Origin of the sequence: Mycolicibacterium gilvum, assembly GCF_900454025.1 — a bacterium.
Taxonomy (GTDB): domain Bacteria; phylum Actinomycetota; class Actinomycetes; order Mycobacteriales; family Mycobacteriaceae; genus Mycobacterium; species Mycobacterium gilvum.
Window position 1 is genome coordinate 2,499,160 of the sequence record NZ_UGQM01000001.1, and the last position, 16,214, is coordinate 2,515,373.

General features: G+C 68.2%; 17 protein-coding genes. 10 read left to right on the forward strand and 7 right to left on the reverse strand.

What is annotated here, in order from left to right; genetic code table 11:
• The first annotated feature begins 6 nt into the window (after positions 1–6).
• Positions 7–234, forward strand: coding sequence for a hypothetical protein (locus tag DYE23_RS11975; RefSeq protein WP_013471953.1), 228 nt, complete (start codon positions 7–9; stop codon positions 232–234).
• On the opposite strand, the gene DYE23_RS11980 is transcribed toward DYE23_RS11975, so the two are convergent.
• From DYE23_RS11980 to DYE23_RS12005, 6 genes are all read right to left on the reverse strand, one after another.
• Positions 231–1,082: a glycosyltransferase family 2 protein gene (locus tag DYE23_RS11980; RefSeq protein WP_115327287.1), complete on the reverse strand. Its 852-nt coding sequence runs from the start codon at positions 1,080–1,082 to the stop codon at positions 231–233. The two genes, DYE23_RS11975 and DYE23_RS11980, sit on opposite strands and share 4 nt — an antisense overlap.
• Positions 1,079–2,095, reverse strand: a complete 1,017-nt coding sequence (locus DYE23_RS11985) for a glycosyltransferase (protein ID WP_115327288.1) — start codon at positions 2,093–2,095, stop codon at positions 1,079–1,081. The genes DYE23_RS11980 and DYE23_RS11985 overlap by 4 nt, the downstream gene beginning before the upstream one ends.
• On the reverse strand, positions 1,983–3,182 hold the full coding sequence (locus DYE23_RS11990) for a glycosyltransferase (RefSeq protein ID WP_115327289.1): 1,200 nt from the start codon (positions 3,180–3,182) through the stop codon (positions 1,983–1,985). The genes DYE23_RS11985 and DYE23_RS11990 overlap by 113 nt, the downstream gene beginning before the upstream one ends.
• Positions 3,179–4,243 carry a glycosyltransferase family protein gene (locus DYE23_RS11995; protein ID WP_011894725.1) on the reverse strand — a complete coding sequence of 355 codons (1,065 nt, stop codon included), beginning with the start codon at positions 4,241–4,243 and terminating at the stop codon, positions 3,179–3,181. The genes DYE23_RS11990 and DYE23_RS11995 overlap by 4 nt, the downstream gene beginning before the upstream one ends.
• A 192-nt stretch (positions 4,244–4,435) precedes the next feature.
• Entirely contained in the window at positions 4,436–5,248 is an 813-nt protein-coding gene (locus DYE23_RS12000; protein WP_011894724.1) for a SigB/SigF/SigG family RNA polymerase sigma factor, read from the reverse strand.
• A 115-nt stretch (positions 5,249–5,363) separates the two neighbouring features.
• A complete protein-coding gene (locus tag DYE23_RS12005) occupies positions 5,364–6,113 on the reverse strand; it encodes a SigB/SigF/SigG family RNA polymerase sigma factor (protein ID WP_235660575.1) in 750 nt (249 codons plus the stop codon).
• 834 nt (positions 6,114–6,947) lie between these two features.
• Here DYE23_RS12005 and DYE23_RS12010 point away from each other — a divergent pair.
• The 5 genes from DYE23_RS12010 to DYE23_RS12025 are packed head-to-tail and all read left to right on the forward strand — an operon-like array spanning position 6,948 to position 10,958.
• A complete protein-coding gene (locus DYE23_RS12010; RefSeq protein WP_013471946.1) occupies positions 6,948–7,229 on the forward strand; it encodes a GlsB/YeaQ/YmgE family stress response membrane protein in 282 nt (93 codons plus the stop codon).
• A gap of 7 nt (positions 7,230–7,236) precedes the next feature.
• A complete protein-coding gene (locus DYE23_RS12015; RefSeq protein WP_115327291.1) occupies positions 7,237–8,442 on the forward strand; it encodes a YihY/virulence factor BrkB family protein in 1,206 nt (401 codons plus the stop codon).
• Between the two features lie 41 nt (positions 8,443–8,483).
• Complete coding sequence (locus DYE23_RS30620; protein ID WP_147292282.1) at positions 8,484–8,663, forward strand: hypothetical protein; 180 nt, start codon at positions 8,484–8,486, stop codon at positions 8,661–8,663.
• 3 nt (positions 8,664–8,666) lie between these two features.
• The gene (locus DYE23_RS12020; protein WP_115327292.1) at positions 8,667–9,743 is read left to right on the forward strand and encodes an NAD-dependent epimerase/dehydratase family protein; all 1,077 of its coding nucleotides are present in this window, start codon (positions 8,667–8,669) and stop codon (positions 9,741–9,743) included.
• A gap of 12 nt (positions 9,744–9,755) precedes the next feature.
• Positions 9,756–10,958 (forward strand): flavin-containing monooxygenase, encoded by a 1,203-nt coding sequence (locus DYE23_RS12025; RefSeq protein ID WP_115328944.1) that lies wholly within the window; start codon positions 9,756–9,758, stop codon positions 10,956–10,958.
• 69 nt (positions 10,959–11,027) lie between these two features.
• Here DYE23_RS12025 and DYE23_RS12030 read toward each other — a convergent pair whose 3' ends face one another.
• Entirely contained in the window at positions 11,028–11,183 is a 156-nt protein-coding gene (locus tag DYE23_RS12030) for a hypothetical protein (protein WP_013471942.1), read from the reverse strand.
• Between the two features lie 190 nt (positions 11,184–11,373).
• Between DYE23_RS12030 and DYE23_RS12035 the strand changes: the two genes are divergently transcribed.
• The 4 genes from DYE23_RS12035 to DYE23_RS12045 all read left to right on the forward strand — a co-directional run bounded on the left by DYE23_RS12035 (position 11,374) and on the right by DYE23_RS12045 (position 16,208).
• On the forward strand, positions 11,374–12,399 hold the full coding sequence (locus DYE23_RS12035; RefSeq protein ID WP_099962688.1) for a YihY/virulence factor BrkB family protein: 1,026 nt from the start codon (positions 11,374–11,376) through the stop codon (positions 12,397–12,399).
• Positions 12,400–12,694: 295 nt separating this feature from the next.
• Positions 12,695–13,429: a PE-PPE domain-containing protein gene (locus DYE23_RS31380; RefSeq protein WP_235660383.1), complete on the forward strand. Its 735-nt coding sequence runs from the start codon at positions 12,695–12,697 to the stop codon at positions 13,427–13,429.
• On the forward strand, positions 13,426–14,040 hold the full coding sequence (locus DYE23_RS31385; protein ID WP_235660384.1) for a PE-PPE domain-containing protein: 615 nt from the start codon (positions 13,426–13,428) through the stop codon (positions 14,038–14,040). Before DYE23_RS31380 ends, DYE23_RS31385 begins: the two co-directional genes overlap by 4 nt.
• A gap of 158 nt (positions 14,041–14,198) precedes the next feature.
• Positions 14,199–16,208 carry an acetoacetate--CoA ligase gene (locus DYE23_RS12045; RefSeq protein WP_115327293.1) on the forward strand — a complete coding sequence of 670 codons (2,010 nt, stop codon included), beginning with the start codon at positions 14,199–14,201 and terminating at the stop codon, positions 16,206–16,208.
• The last annotated feature ends 6 nt before the right edge of the window (positions 16,209–16,214 follow it).

The window sequence follows — 16,214 nt, forward strand, 5'->3', positions numbered from 1 at the left end:
GCAGCGATGGCACAAGTGCAAGGCGACGATGCCGGTCTGGCGGTCGGCCGCCGGGTCCGCACCGTCGGAGATGACGGGGCGACGGGAGAGATCGTCGAGGATTTCGGGGACCTTGCGGGGACGCCGGTGGTCGTCGATGCCGAGTCGACCGTCCGGTCGCGCCGCTGGGCTGTCGCTCTTGACGACGGTCAGCTGGTTTTTCTCGACGACGATCAGCTCGAGCTGCTGAATTAGACGAGCCCGGCCCGACCCGGCCGGGTTCCCGCCACGTGTGGCGTGCCATCGGGGTCCCGGGTGATCAGCCCGCGATCTTCGAACGTGCTCAACCAGCCCTCCATCGGCCACTCACCCCACCGGCGGTGGAACAGTCGCGCGTTGCGCACGATGTCGGCGAGATGCTGCACCGGGGGGTTGCTGACGGCGTGGTGCTGATGGAATGCGTGCGCGCCGCCGACCCATCGCATCGGGACATTCCTGGCGGCGGCGCAGCGGGCGAAGTCGGTGTCTTCGCCGCCGTACCCCTGATACTCCTCGCAGAATCCGCCGACGGTGCGCCAGGTGTCCGCAGTCACCGCGAACGACAGCGACCAGAACAGCGCGTAATCCGTGGTGCACACCACGGTGTCGCCCGGCGGTGAGGGACGGGCGGGGTGCGGGTCGATCGCATCGTCCGGAACGGGCAGGGGGTAGCCGCGCGTACCCGGTGGCGGGAGGTAGGTGACGGGGCCGCACAGCAGCGCGTCGCGGTGGTCACCGTGATCCGCGGCCGCGCGATAGCGCGCGATCAGACGCGGTGACGGGATGCAGTCGACGTCGAGGAAGACGATCAACTCGGCCGCCGCGTCGAGGGCGGCGTCGGCTCCGAGGTTGCGGGCCATTGCCAGGGGCAGGTGCGGTCCGGCTGCGCACTCGAGGACGGTTGCCGCTGCGTTCTCCTCGCGCACCACGCCCGCGATCGCCGGGTCGGCCAGCGCAACCACGAAGTGCGTGTCGGGCTGCTCAGCGCTGAGGCGCAGGCCGCGCAGCTGCCGCCGGAGATGCCCGTGCCGCCCGTGGGCGACGGTCACGACGGCGGTCTTCACGCGACCGGCCGTCGGCAGCGGTGCGCGGTGTCTTCGATGGCCTCGGCGGCGCGTGCGGCCGCACCGTCGACACGCCAGCGTCGCCACCGACCCGGATCGGACTCTCGCGCGGTCTGCAACAGCAGCGGCCATGCGTCGTCGTCCGGCCATCCGGTGGCGGTGGCGGCCAGCCCGTGGCGCGCAAGGACGTTGGCGGTGGCCTCCTGCTCGTCGAAGGGCCGTGGCTGCGGGATGACGATGGCGCGCCGCCGCGCCGCCGCGAGGTCGGCGACGCTGTTCTGACCGGCGTGGCTCACCACGACGTCCGCGTCACAGATGGCCGCCCACGGATCGTCCACCCAGTCCCCGCCTGCACCGCCGAGCGCATTCCACCGGACCCCGTCCGGTCCCGCCGACGGTATCCGTTCGTCGAACCCACCACCGTCCCCGCCGAGCAGCAGCACGCTCAACTCCCCGGCCCTGATCCGGGCGTCCCGATCGGCGTCGTACCCGTCGACCGTGCGCCCCTCGAACCGGCTGATACCGCCGACGTAGCTCGTCTTCGCCGCGTGCGGGAGGAGCCAGCGGGGTGTGTTCAGCTCGCGCGGCCACGGGGCGAGGATGTGGTCGGCGACCTGGTAGACCAACGTGTGCGCCGGGTCGGTGCGATCGCCGGGCTGGGCCACGACGATGACGGGCACCCCGAGGAGTCGCAGGAACACGGCAACCTCCACCGACACGTCGACGACGCACGCATCGGGGCCGGTGTCGGCCACCCACTCGGCGAGGGCCTGCATGCGCGCGCCGTAGCCGGCGTCGTGGTGGGGTGCCCAGTGCAGGGCGCCGTGCGCCGTGGGTTCGGCGACGTGCTCCGCGGTGTCGTCACGGGGGAGGGTGACGGTCGCGGTGAAGGGATGCGCCTCAGGCAAGGGTCGAGAGGTCAGCGCTGTGACAGGCCGCTGCAGGTGTGCGCTGATGCTGACGGCTCGCGCCATGTGGCCATGGCCGTGATGGTGGATGTAGTAACCGATCATCGGTGTCGTCGCTTCTCGCAGAGATCATCTGCCGGTAGAGGGACAGGTAGGCATCGACCATCGCAGTGGCCGAACACCGCCGGATCGCGTGCTCGCGCACCGCCTTTCGAGAGAGTCGGGACGCGGCCGGTATCGCGGCGGCGAGGGCGTCGACGTCGTTGGGCGGGACCAGCAACCCCGCCTCGGCCGACACCAGCTCCGGGATCCCGCCGCGCTCGAAGGCGACCACCGGCGTTCCGCAGCACATCGCCTCGGCGACCACCAGACCGTAGGGCTCGTCCCAGACCGGGGTGACGAGCGCGACGGCCGCCGAGCCCACCAGGCGCGCCAGCTCCCGGTGGACGAGGTGCCCTGCGTAGCGCACGTCAGGGCCAAGGTGCGGCTCGACGTGCTCGGCGTAGTAGAGCGGATCGGAGATCGGACCGGCGAGCGTGATGGTCCGGCCCGCGCGGCGGGCGGCGGCGATCGCCAGATGGGGCGCCTTCTCGGCGGTGAGCCTGCCGAACCACACCACCGAGTCACCACCGGGGCCCAACGGCCACGCCCGCGCGTCGATACCGTTGGGCACCACCGTGAACGGTCCTCCGCTGGACGCCCACGCCGCCGCGGTGTGCGCCGACACCGCGGCGAATCGGGTTCCGTGCCGGTGCGACGCCTGGATCGCCGACTCCAGCCAGGGTGTGGGCGGGGTGTGGACGGTGGTCAACATCGGTGTGGACAGCGTCGCGGCCATCGCCACCGGCAGGTAGTGCAGGCTGTGGTTGTGGACGACGTCGAAACTTCCGGCGTCGATGCCCGCCAGCTGCATCATCAGGGCGAGGTAGGCGTGGTGGTCGGCCATGAAGTCCGCGGCCGGCATCGAGACGTCCGACATCGCGGCGCCGGACAGCCGTAGCGGGTGCACCGACAGCGAGGCACAGTCCAGGTCGGCGTCCGAACCGTCGGCGGCGTAGAGCGCGACGGTGTGTCCCTGATCGGCGAGCGCCTTTGCGAGGTGCCAGACGTGGGCCTCCAGGCCGCCGGCAAAAGGCTGGCGGATGGGAAACCGCGACGAGGCGATCAAGGCGATCCGCAGCGGCGTCGTCATCGGAGAACCTGACGGTAGATCGCGTGGTGCGCCGAGGCCAGCATGGAGCGCTCCGTCCTGCGCTCGGTCCATGTCGCCCTCGGCGCGGGGGTCCCGCCGAGCCAGTCGCCGTAGGCGAGTTCGACAGCGCTGCTCAGGGAGTCGACGTCGAATTCCTCTTCGGTGAAGGTGTATTCGTGGCAGGGGCGTTGCTCGCTGTAGAACCCGCAGCTGGGGGCGATCACGGCGGTGCCGAGGTCGTAGCAGGCCTCCAGCCATCCGGAGTGCGTGCCGAATCGGTACGGCAGTACCGATACCTGCAGCGACGCGAGGTAATCCCACAGCTGCGCATCGGAAAAGTAGGGGTGCTCGGTGACCCGGACGTGTTCGTAGTCGCCGAAGGCGCGCACCGCCTCCCCGATATCCGGTGCGTACCAATGATTGTCGGGGATGAACACTTCGTCGTGGATGTTGATCGCCAGTTGGGCGGCGGGCAGTCGGGAGGTGATCTCGGTCAGCGCGGCGAGGACCGGAAGGGGGTCCATGTTCGCCCGGATGCTCTTGACGTGCACTCCCACCACGAAGCGGTCGGTGGGGACGCGGGCCGCCTCGATGCGACGACGGTCGAGGACGTGGGGGTGGGGGAGTACAACGGCGTCCTTGTCCCACCGCCGCCGGATCTCCTGCGCGGCGCCGGGGGTGAGCGTGATCAACGCGTCGGCGGCGGCGACGAGGACATCCTGCTGCACCGTGTGCTCGACCGGGTCGACATGGTGGGGGTTGCGCAGATCGTGCACCGTGTACACGAGCGGCTTGTCGCAGGCCTTGAGTTCCTGCACCACACCGGTCAACACGTCGGCGCCGACAGCGTCGAAGCCGAAATGGACGTGGAACACGTCGAAGAGATCGTGATGGGCGCCGACCCAGCCTGGTTCGAGCATCAGCGGCGGCCACCAGCCGCCGGGCACCTTCCGTCGGTCAGCGGGTACCGGGTCCTGCAGACGAACGACCCCGGGGATGTCAGGGTGGGACAGGTGCCGCACGTAGACGTGCGAGCCGGGCACCGAGGCAACGCGCAACAAATCACGACTCCTATCCGGGTGAGGTGTGTCGCGAGGCGGGGACGCACGCGCCGCGAGGCCGTCGTCCCGGGTTGCCCGGCGAACGTATGACTGCGCTTACCCGCCGCAAGAGGGTCAAAACGTGACCGGATGTGACGTGAATCCGACTGTGCTGCGACCGCTTTCGACGCTGCGCGGAGACGTGGGGAGGAGCTAGGCGACCCGGCCGGATCGCGACGGTACGAAGTCGGCCGCCGTTCCGTCGCTGAGCGCCTGGTCCCGCAAGGTGGCCAGCGCTTTGGCCAGCAGTCTGGACACGTGCATCTGCGAATAGCCCATGCGTTCGGCAATCTGCGTCTGGGTCATCTCGTCGAAGAAGCGCAGCTTCAGGACCGCCTGCTCGCGCGGCGGCAGCTTCTCGATCAGCGGGCGGATGGTCTCGTTGTCCACCACGGCGTCGAGCCGTGCGTCCGGCTCTCCCAGGGTTTCCCGCAGCGCGACGAAGTCGCCGTCGGGGCCGGACGTGCTGTCGGTGGACAGCGTCGCGTAGTTGCTGCTCGCGATCGTCGCCTGCACGACTTCTTCCCGGTCGATGCCCAGGTGCGCGGCGACCTCGCTCGGGGTCGGGGCACGGCCCAGCTGCTGGGTCAACTCCGCACGCGCCTTTGCCAATTGGCTGTTCAGATCCTTGAGCCGGCGCGGAACCTTCACCGCCCAGCTGCAGTCGCGGAAGTAGCGCCGCACCTCGCCCATGATCGTCGGTACGGCATAGGCGAGGAAATCCGAACCGCTGTCCGGGTCGAACCGCTTCACCGCGTTGACCAGGCCCACGCTGGCGACCTGGAAGAGGTCGTCGTGGGACTGACCGCGGCCGCGAAAACGCCGCGCGGTGTGCTGAGCCAACGGCAGTGTCATCGCGATGATGCGCTCGTGCAGGCGGCGGTACTCCGGCGATGCCGGATCCAGCTGACGCAGTGCGCGGATCATGTTCGGCACGTCGCTGTACTCGCGGCGGGGCTCAGACAACGGAGGACTCCTCACAAGGCGGTGAACGACGGCTCGTCGCTGAACCAGGTGGCGGTGTTTACCCCGCCGACCACCTGGGCAAACCTCGTCCCCGCCGGGCCGCGTGGACGCAGCCTCAGGAGTGCGTCGCCGGCTCGCCGCCGACCTGATCGCGCAGCGTCGCCAGGGCGCGGGCCAGCAGTCTCGACACGTGCATCTGGGAGACCCCGATCTGCTCGGCGATCTGGCTCTGGGTCCTGTCCTCGAAGAAGCGCAGCTTCAGCACGAGGCGGTCCCTCTCGGGCAGCGCCGCCAGCAGTGGCTGCACGGTGTTGACGTCGATGACCTTCTGGATGTTGTCGTCGGGGGCGCCGAAGGTGTCCTGCAGCGACAATCCCTCGCCGTCTCCGCTGAACGTCGTCGGCTGTTCGGTCGACCGCGTGGAGTACGCATTGGCCGCCACCAGCCCCTCGACGACCTCTTCGCGGTCGATCCCCAGATACTTGGCGAGCTCGCTGGGAGTGGGCGCACGGTTGAGGTCCTGGGTCAGGTCGGCCCGCGCCGCGTTGAGTCGCACATTGAGTTCCTTGAGACGTCGCGGGACCTTGAGCGACCATCCGTGGTCGCGGAAGTACCGCCGGACCTCACCCATCATGGTGGGGACCGCGAACGCCAGGAAATCGTTGGCGCTGTCGACGTCGAACCGGTTGACGGCATTGAGCAGTCCCACGCGGGCCACCTGGACGAGGTCCTCGTGGCCCTCGCCACGGCCTCGGAACCGTCGCGCGATGTGATCGGCCAGGGGGAGGCAGCGAGCGATGATGGCCTCGCGCTGCCGCCGGAACGCCGCCGAGTCGCGGTCGAGGACGGCGAGTTCGCGGAACATGTCCAGGACGTCGTCGTATCCGTCCCGCTTGCGCGGAGAGGTGGTGCGGGTGGGGGGCGAAAGAGACTGGGTGTGCACTGGAATCACGGCTTCCGTGTCGAGCACGTTTCGCGGGTCGGTCCGGGGTCCGTCGGTCGAACTGGGACGTCCGGCGGCGGTGGACCGATGTGCTGTCGTTCCGGCTTTCCGGGCCGGTAAGGCGTAGCACGCACGCGAAACGCTGAGTAACCGCTCACTTGCGTTGGCACCAGGCCAATGAGGTCACGCCGGAGTCTCGACATGCGCTTGTTACGGCAGGTTTATCGCCATGGCTTTCACAGGTGCTCAAGGTCGTCGTCACGGCGATACATGCGTTCGAACACCTGAGTACGAGAATACGTCGTCCGCCGTCGAAAGCAACCCTGCAACGCGGCCGTCACGGCCGAGCGACACGGGTGAGCATCGCGTGCACCGGGTCTGATCAGTGAATTCGGCGTCGACGCTTCGCTTTTTGTCTCTCATTGCCGGTGTACTCCTCATGGAATCCTCAGGAAGGCGCAGTTTGAGGCGGGCTTCCTGCCGGCCCGGGGGGCGAACCGTCCTGAGTCGCGGGGCGCGCCCGGGCGCAATCGGCTTTCCTGGGCTTTCATGCCGCGAGCAAAGTGCCCCGTGGCCCGCTGCGACTCGGGCGATACAGGACGGTGACCACGTAACAGGCTGGTGGCGTGAGGATTTCGCGTGGGCGTCTGCCGGTCCGCGACGAGGGAGCCGACGCGACACGCATACGGTCCGGTGTTTAAGCGACATCTGCCTGGTTATCCGTCCGCTGGTCGGAGCCCAAGCGAGGAGCAGAACATGATCGGAACCATCATCGGCGCAATCGTCGTCGGTCTCATCGTCGGTGCGCTGGCACGGCTCGTGATGCCGGGCAAGCAGAACATCGGCGTGTTGATGACCATCGTGTTGGGCGCCCTCGGGTCGTTCCTGGGGACGTGGATCACCTACACCCTGGGGTATTCGAATTCCAATGGGGGATTCGAGGTCATCCCGTTCCTGGTCGGCATCATCGTCGCCATCGCGCTGATCGCCGCCTACCTCGGAATCACGGGTCGCCGCGGCACCCGCCCGCGCGTCTGAGTCCCCCGTGGGAGCACTTCGACCCGCGGCGGTAGCGGGAGCATTCGCCGCGGGACTGGCCACCGGTGTCCTCACACGGTCGCAGCGGAACACCCACGCCGGCCCGGATGAACTGCCGGAGTCCGCTGCGTCGGCTGCCCCTGAGCCCGCCGAGGCCGAGAAGGTGGACGCCCCGCCGGCCGACGATCCGGCCAAACCCGAGTCGCCCACCGACCTCACCCGGCCGTCGTGGCTGTTCGTGTTGCGAAAGACCGCCCGGGAGTTCACGCACGACCAGTGCACCGATCTCGCCGCGGCGTTGACGTACTACGCGGTGCTGTCGCTGTTCCCCGCGCTCGTCGTCGTCATGTCTCTGCTCGGAGTCATCGGGCAGAGCGAGCGCACGGCCGACGCCGTGCTCGGGATCGTCGATGACGTCAGCCCGGGAGCAGCCGTCGACGTGCTGCGGGAGCCGATCCAACAGCTCGTGAACGCACCGTCGGCCGGATTGACGTTGGTGCTGGGCATCGTCGGCGCGTTGTGGTCGGCCTCGGGCTTCGTCGGGGCGTTCGGGCGGGCAATGAACCGCATCTATGAAGTGGAGGAAGGCCGACCCGGCTGGAAACTGCGCCTGCAGCAACTGTTCCTGACGTTGGTCGGGCTGATCGTCGCCGCGACGGCCGCGCTCCTGCTGGCCGTCAGCGGGCCGGTGGCAGAGGCCGTCGGCGGATACCTCGGGGTCGGAGCCACGGGATTGACGGTCTGGAACATCGCCAGGTGGCCGTTGCTCCTCGTTCTCGTCGTGTTCGGTGTGGCGATGCTCTACTACGTGAGTCCGAATGTGCGCCAACCGAAGTTCCGGTGGATCAGTGTGGGTGCTGCGATCGCGATCGTCACCTGGGTGTGCGCCTCCCTCGGATTCGGGTTCTACGTCGCGAATTTCGGCAACTACAACAAGACCTTCGGCACGCTCGCCGGTGTCATCGTGTTCCTGCTGTGGCTGTGGCTGACCAATCTCGCGCTGCTCTTCGGTGCCGAGGTCGACGCCGAACTCGAGCGTGGTCGCCAACTGCAGGCGGGCATCAGGGCGGAGGACACCCTCAAACTGCCGCTGCGGGACACCAGCCTCATCGAGAAGAACAAGGCCAAGGAGCACGAGACCCGGCTGCGCGGCAGGGTTCTGCGGCGGTCCCGGGGGCGGCATGACGGTTTCGGTGACGATCCGCAGGGGTAAGGCTCGTGCACTGTCCGTGCGTTGATTGAGGAGACGATTCCGTGAGTGTCATTCGTCGTTCACGTTCGCTGGCGCGACGTGGTCTGAAGGTCCAACGACGGGTGGCCTTGGCCCAGTTGCTCTTCTGGCCGGCGCTGATCGGCACGGCCGCCGCGGCCGGACTGGCCACCGTGATCTCGTTGCGGCGCACGGGCGATGACGGCCCCCGGCATGGCGTGTGACCTGTGCGTATCGTCATCACGGGCGCCTCGGGCAATGTCGGCACCGCGCTGCTACGGCGTCTGATCGGGACCGGCGACGGACACGACCTCGTCGGCATTGTGCGCAGGCCACCTCCTGCCGAGGGCGTGTATCGCGAAGTAACCTGGCACGCAATTGATCTCGCTGACGCCGATGCGCAAGACCGGCTCCGCCCGATCTTCGAGGGCGCCGATGCCGTGGTACACCTGGCGTGGGGGTTCCAGCCCACCCGCAACACCGAATACCTGACGCGAGTGGGGGTCGGGGGCACCCGCGCCGTTCTCGGCGCCGCACATGCCGCCGCCGTGGGACATCTGGTGCACATGTCCTCGGTGGGCGCTTATGCGCCGGGCAGATACGGTGACTACGTCAACGAGGACTGGCCCACCCTCGGGATCCGGACCTCGCCCTACAGCAGGGACAAGTCCCGCGCGGAGTCGCTCCTCGACGAGTATCTGGACGAGCAGGGCAGTGCGGCGATCCCGGTGGCCAGGCTGCGGCCGGGATTCATCGTGCAGCGCGATGCCGCCAGCGGTTTGATGCGTTACGCGCTGCCGGGCTATGTGCCGATGCCGGTTGTACCGCTGCTTCCGATCGTGCCTCTCGACCGCAGGTTGTGCATTCCGCTCGTGCACGCCGATGACGTCGCCGCGGCACTCGTGGCCATCGTGCACCGCTGCGCCGTGGGGCCGTTCAACGTCGCCGCGGAGCTCCCGGTGCGCCGCGCCGACGTCGCCGAGGTCCTGAACGCCAGACAGATTCACGTCCCGTCGCAGATCCTGGGAACACTCGTCGATCTCACCTGGCGGGCACGGCTGCAACCGATCGACCGGGGATGGCTCGACATGGCTTTCAGCGTCCCGTTGCTCGACTGTGCGCGGGCGGAGAAGGAACTCGGCTGGCAGCCCACGTGGTCGTCGGTGGCAGCGCTCGCCGACGTCATCGACGGTGTGGCCCGCCAGGCCAGTACCGAAAGTCCGCCACTGCGCCCACGCTCGATGCTCGAACAACTGCGGCGTGACCTCACCGAGGGCCTGATGACCACCCGTCACCTTCCCTGATCGGAAGTGGCGGTGACGCAGCACGATTCCGTGGCGCAGCGCGGTTCCGTCGAGCCCGGGGCCGAACAGGTGGTGGTGCTCGGAGCCGGACCGGCAGGCCTCGGCATCGCGCGCGAACTCAAGCACCGGCACGGAGTCGATCCGTTGATCGTCGACCGGTCCGACGCGCCCGCGGCGAGCTGGCGGGCGCGCTACGACGGGTTCCGCCTGAACACATGCGGATTCTGGTCCCACCTTCCGGGGCAGAGGATCCCGCTGAGTTTCGGGCGCTGGCCGACACGCGACCAGATGGTGGAGTATTTCGACGATTACGTCCGGCGTCAGGGACTGCGGTTGCGGCTGGGAGTGCGCGCCGAGCGGATCGACCGTGACGGTGCGGGGTGGTCGATCACCACCGATGACGCGGACGTGCGGGCCTCGGCGGTCGTCGTTGGCCTCGGCAACCACAACACGCCCGGCCTGCCCCCCTGGCCGGGGATGGACGGATTCACCGGACAGCTTCTCCACGCGGCCGACTATCGGAGTGCGGAGCCCTTCGGTGGGCAGGAGGTGCTGGTGGTCGGGTCGGGGAATTCCGCCGTGGACATCGCACTGCAGCTCAGCAGCGCAGTCGCGGCCAAGGTGTGGATGTCGGTACGGACACCCCCGCAGCTGGTTCCGCGTTCGACGGCAGGTCTTCCCATCGACACGCTCGGGCCACTTCTGGCGACGCTGCCGGTCTGGCTTCTCGACGGTGCCGCCACCGCGATGCGACGGGTCTGGTTCGGCGAGCTCGCAGGCGTCGGGCTCCCGCCGCCGCGCCAGGGCATCTACACCGCGCTGCGGGCGCGGGCCAAAGTGCCGACGATCGCCGACGAGCTGGTGCCGCGGGTCAAGGACGGCCGTATCGAGATCGTCTCCGCGGTGGAATCATTCGAGACGAATCGTGTCGTTCTGGCCGACGGCACCGCGTTGGCTTCCCAGGTGGTGATCGGCGCGACGGGTTACCGCCGCGGTCTCGATGCGCTTGTCGGGCACCTCGGGGTGTTGACCGACGACGGTCATCCGGTGGTCAACGGCCCGCCCGCCGCGGCCCCCGGGCTGTGGTTCGCGGGGTACGAGGAGCCGTTGATCGGTCCGCTCCGGGCGTTCCGCCGGCAGGCACCGGACGTCGCGGCCGAGGTCGTATCCCATCTCGCCGCGTCATCGGCTGCCTCGCAGACCCTTTCGCGCTGATCCGGCCTCCGGACATGCCGAAAGCCCCTGCAAGCAGGGGCTTTCAGCGAGTGTCCGAGGGAAAAGCGGCTAGAACCAGACTTTTCGGCCGCCGACCGGGCGTCCGACGGCGCCGAGGATCCAGAGCACGACACCGACGACGACGAGAATGCCGCCGATCGTGTACAGGATCGAGAGGCTGGTGAAGTATCCGATCAGCAAGAGGATGATTCCGAGGATGATCATGGCAAATCCAATCGGTAGGTGGGTGACGCTTGCGCCCAGAGGTATTGCCCACTTCGTCAAAACCAAACGCGTCTTGCCCAAAGGGGTCTCCTGAGCTCCCCTTCCGGCCCGAGAACCGGCGTGAATCCCCAGGTGAACGGGTACTCCAGCCGCGGCGATCCGGGTGTGCCGGGAACTGCGGGAGGTCACGATGGTCGAGTGGTTGGACCGTCTGCAGCGACGGAGCAAAGCTGCCGGCTTCGTCATCGCCGTCATCTACAAGTATCTCGACGACCAGGGGAACTACCTCGCGGCGCTGCTTGCGTACTACGCGTTCGTCTCCTTGTTCCCGCTGTTGCTGCTGCTGACCACCACCCTCGGCGTGCTGCTGTGGAACCGGCCGCAGTGGCGGGCCGAGATCATCGATTCCGCGATCAGCCAGTTTCCCCTGATCGGTGAGCAACTCAGCCGCCCCGAATCGCTGAGCGGCGGAACGACAGCGGTCGTCATCGGCATCGTCGGCGCCCTCTACGGCGGACTGGGTGTCGGGCAGGCGCTTCAGAACGCGATGGACACGGTGTGGGCGGTTCCCCGGTACGTGCGGCGTGACCCGATCAAGTCCCGCGTGTACAGCATCCTGTTGCTGATCGTGCTCGGGTCGTTTCTGGTGGGTACGACGCTGCTGACCGGTCTGGGACGGAACTGGGCGAATCTGGGCTTTCTGGGCACCTCGGCGGTGGTCGTCGGCTCGGTTCTGTTGAACGCCGCCGTCTGCGCCGTGGCTCTGCGGGTCACGACGGTGCGACCGTTGACGTGGACCCAGGTGCTGCCGGGGGCGGTCCTGGCCGCGGTGTTGTGGCAGGCGCTGCAGTGGTTCGGCGCCACCTATGTGGCGCATGTGGTCGCGTCCGCGAGCGTGACCAACAGTGTGTTCGCAATCGTGTTGGGGCTGTTGGCATTCCTGTATCTCGTGTCCACCGCCTTCATGATCTGCGCCGAGATCAACGTGGTGCGCGTCGATCGTCTGCATCCGCGTGCACTGCTGACAGCGTTCACCGACAACGTCGATCTCACCCATGCCGATCGCCGAGCGTATGCCGGGCAGGCGGAAGCGCAGCGCGCCAAAAGCTTTCAGCAGGTCGCTGTGTCGTTCGAGGAGGAGCTCGAGGAGGAGCTCGAGAAGGAGGCGGAACCCGGCGCCTCCGACGGCGGCACGCCGACCGCTCCCACCCCATAACCTCCGCTGTCGCTGTCGCTGTCGCTGCCGACGGCCGGGATCGGCCCGACCGCGCGGTCACCTCGGGAGTCAGATTCTTTACTCCGGTGTGATCCGGCAACGCCTACGGCGGGACACGAGCCGGGCCGGCCGCTGCTTCAGTCCCCGCGAGGGCGATCCGGACAATCGCCGGTGGATTTGCTGAACCACCGACCATGAGAATTGTGCGTTTTGTCGATTTCGGCCCGGTTCACCCTCTGGTCACGCCTACAGCGGCGACACACACAGCGAAACCACTTGTCTGGGGGCAGAACACATGCGAATCACGAAGAGGGGAGCGCGCAGCGCGGGCATGGCGTGCGGCACCGTCGCGGCATCGGCAGCGCTCGCGGTGAGCACCGCGACCTCCGGGTGGGGCGTGAGCACGGCGATCGTCATCGGCGGCATCGGGACACCGTCGATGCACGAGGTCGTGACCAACCAACTTCTCGGCGGCGCGCTGCAGGATTACGACCAGCGGGTCAGTGTGAACTGGCCGGCGGAGGCGCGACCGTACACGGGGGAGGACGACATGACCCTCGGCCAGTCGATCGAGATCGGCAGGGCCAACCTGAACGCCCAGATCGACACCGCGCTCGCCCAGCTCGAACGTGACGCGGACGGGAACCTGCTCGACGGCGAACAGGTCACCGTCGTCGGACTGTCCGCCGGCTCCCTGGTCGTCACCGAAACCCTGCGTGGCTGGCAGTCGGACGACAAGGAGGATCCGGACGCTGAGGAGATCAACTTCGTCGTCGTCGCGGACTCCAGCCGCCAGGAGATCATCGATGACACCGAGCAATACAACCCGACCTACGACTACACCTACCGGAAGGCTCCGGAGACCGTGTACGACACGGTCGAGGTGACCGGGGAGTACGACGGAATGGCCGACTTCCCGGACCGTTTCAATCTGACCGCGATCTCGAACGCGTTGGCCGGGTCGGTGCTGCGGCACGTGCAGACGATGTTCTCCGATCTGTCCGACGTGCCGAAGCAAACACCACCGTGACGGAGAACGCGCTGGGCGGCACCACGGTCCGCTACCTCGTACCCGCCGAAACCCTGCCACTCGTCCAGTCCAACCCGAGCCTCGCCCCGCGCGAAGCGGAGCTGAGGGCCCAGGTCGACCGCGGCTACAGTCGCAACGATCCCGCCAATGTCGCGGCCCGACTCGCCGGTCCCGACGTCCCCGAACGAATCCGGGACATCGTCACACCGGAGGCCGCTGCGCAGGACACCGAGGACGTCGACCTGGGTATCACCGCGGCGGTGCAGCAGGACGAGGAGAGCGGTGCCGGCGCGATCCCCGAGATCGACGGACAGCGCAGTCTCGGTGAGCAACTCGAAGCAGCGCAGAACGCCGAGGATGGCGCCGATACCTCGCCCGCGCCGACGTCGCGCACGATCGGTGCGGCGGTCGAAGCGATCAGCGAAAGATCCACGACCGCAGACGATGACACGGGTGCAACCCCCCTGACCCCGGACGCCGGCGACACGGAGTCGTCCACGTCCGACGGGGCGAGCGAGTCGGCGGGTTCGGACGTCGGCGATTCGACCACGAGGACCTCGACGAAACCGAGTTCCGACGGCGCAGCGCGCTCCTCATCGTCGGCGGAGTGACCCGCGCATCTCTCGGCCGGCCCCGAAGCCCCGGTTGCCGCCGGGGCTTCGCGGCGTGCAGGGGCACGGGCGCGACGGAGTGCGAGCAGGTTCATTTACATTGAACCTGTCCCATCACGCTTACCGTGATGCTTTCCGGCTGCGAAGGAGAACGCCCCATGGATCCGTCCGGTGTCGCAGGAGCCGAGCCGTCGATCCTCTGGCGCCCTGACCCCTCGACGGTCCGCGACACGGCCATCGTCCGGTTCGCCCGTTGGGCGGCGACGTGCCGGGACACCCGCATCACCGATGAACTCGACTACCGTGCCCTGCACGCGTGGTCGGTGCGTGACCCGGAGGGGTTCTGGTCGGCGGCGGCCGAGTTTCTCGGCGTGATGTTCCGGGATCCGCCGCAACGGACGCTGGGGAGCGCGCAGATGCCGGGCACGCAGTGGTTCCCGGGCTCGACGCTGAACTACGCCGAGCACGCGCTCACCGCCGCTCCGGGCAGAGATGATGCCGACACCGCCGTCGAGTTCGTGCGCGAGGACGGCGTGGAACGCACGGTCAGTTATGCCGAGCTGCGGGATCTGGTCGGTCGGGCGCGAACCGGGCTGATCGCTGCGGGTGTCGGCCGCGGAGATCGTGTCGTCGCGTTGGCCCCCAACTGCGTCGAGACGCTGGTGATGTTCCTGGCCTCCGCGTCTCTGGGGGCGGTGTGGTCCTCGTGCTCGCCGGATTTCGGTACCCGCGCGGTGATCGACCGGTTCGCGCAGATCGAGCCCACCGTGCTTCTCGCCGTCGACGGATACTGCTACGGCGGCAGGCGATTCGACATCCGGGACCGTCTCGAGACGTTGCGCGGGAACCTCCCCACCGTCACCACCACCGTGCTTGTTCCGTACCTGGATCCCGCGGCCGAATTGAGCGGGTCGATCGGCTGGGCGGATTTCATCGCCGCCGACGGCACGCTCGACTTCGATCCGGTGCCGTTCGACCATCCGCTGTGGGTGCTCTACTCGTCGGGCACCACGGGCCTGCCGAAGGGCATCGTGCAGGGGCACGGCGGGATCGTGCTCGAACACCTCAAAGCGCTGCGACTGCAGAGCGACCTCGGTCCGGGCGACCGGTTCTTCTGGTTCACCACCACCGGCTGGATGATGTGGAACTACCTTGTCGGCGGACTGCTGGTCGGCGCGACGATCGTGTTGTTCGACGGCAGCCCCGGTCACCCCGACCTGAACGTGCTCTGGGAGTTGGCCGCCCGACACAGGGTCCGGTTGTTCGGGGTGTCGGCCCCCTTCGTGCATTCCTGCATGGACGCCGGGATCAGCCCGCGTGAACACCATGACCTGTCCTCGATGCGTGTTCTGGGATCGACCGGATCTCCGTTGTCGGTCAAGGGTTTCCGGTGGATCGGCGAACACGTCGGGGAGCACGTGCAGATCTGCTCCGTCTCGGGCGGCACCGACGTGTGCACGGCGTTCCTGGGCGCGGCGCCGACCGTTCCGGTGTGGCTCGGCGAGTTGTCCTGCGCCGCACTGGGGGCCGACGTGCACTCGTTCGACGAGGACGGTGCCGATCTGCGGGGCGAGGTGGGTGAGCTCGTCCTCACCCAACCGATGCCGTCGATGCCGGTGATGTTCTGGAACGATCCGGACGGGACCCGGCTGCGGGCCGCCTACTTCGAGGACTACCCCGGCTGCTGGCGCCACGGCGACTGGGTGGTGGCGACCGAGCGCGGCTCGTTCGTCATCCAGGGCCGGTCCGACTCGACTCTCAACCGCGGCGGGGTACGGATGGGCACCGCCGACTTCTACGCGGTCGTCGAAGGGTTCGCCGAGGTCCTCGACTCGCTGGTGATCGACACCACCGAACTCGGCGACGACGCCGAAGGAGAGCTGCTCTGCTTCGTGGTCCTCGCGCCCTCGGCCTCCCTGGCGGATGTCGAGGCGGCGCTGCGGACCGCGCTGCGCCGCGAGCTCTCCCCGCGACACGTACCCGACCGCTTCATCGCCATCGATGCGGTACCGAAGACGTTGAGCGGCAAGAAGTGTGAGGTTCCGGTGAAGAAGATCCTCGCCGGAGCCGACCCGGAGAAGGCGGTCAGCCGCGAGGCGCTGCAGGATCCCGACGCCATCGCGCCGTTCCTGGCGATGGTGACGAAGGGGACCGTCGACGGGCGCTGACGCTCG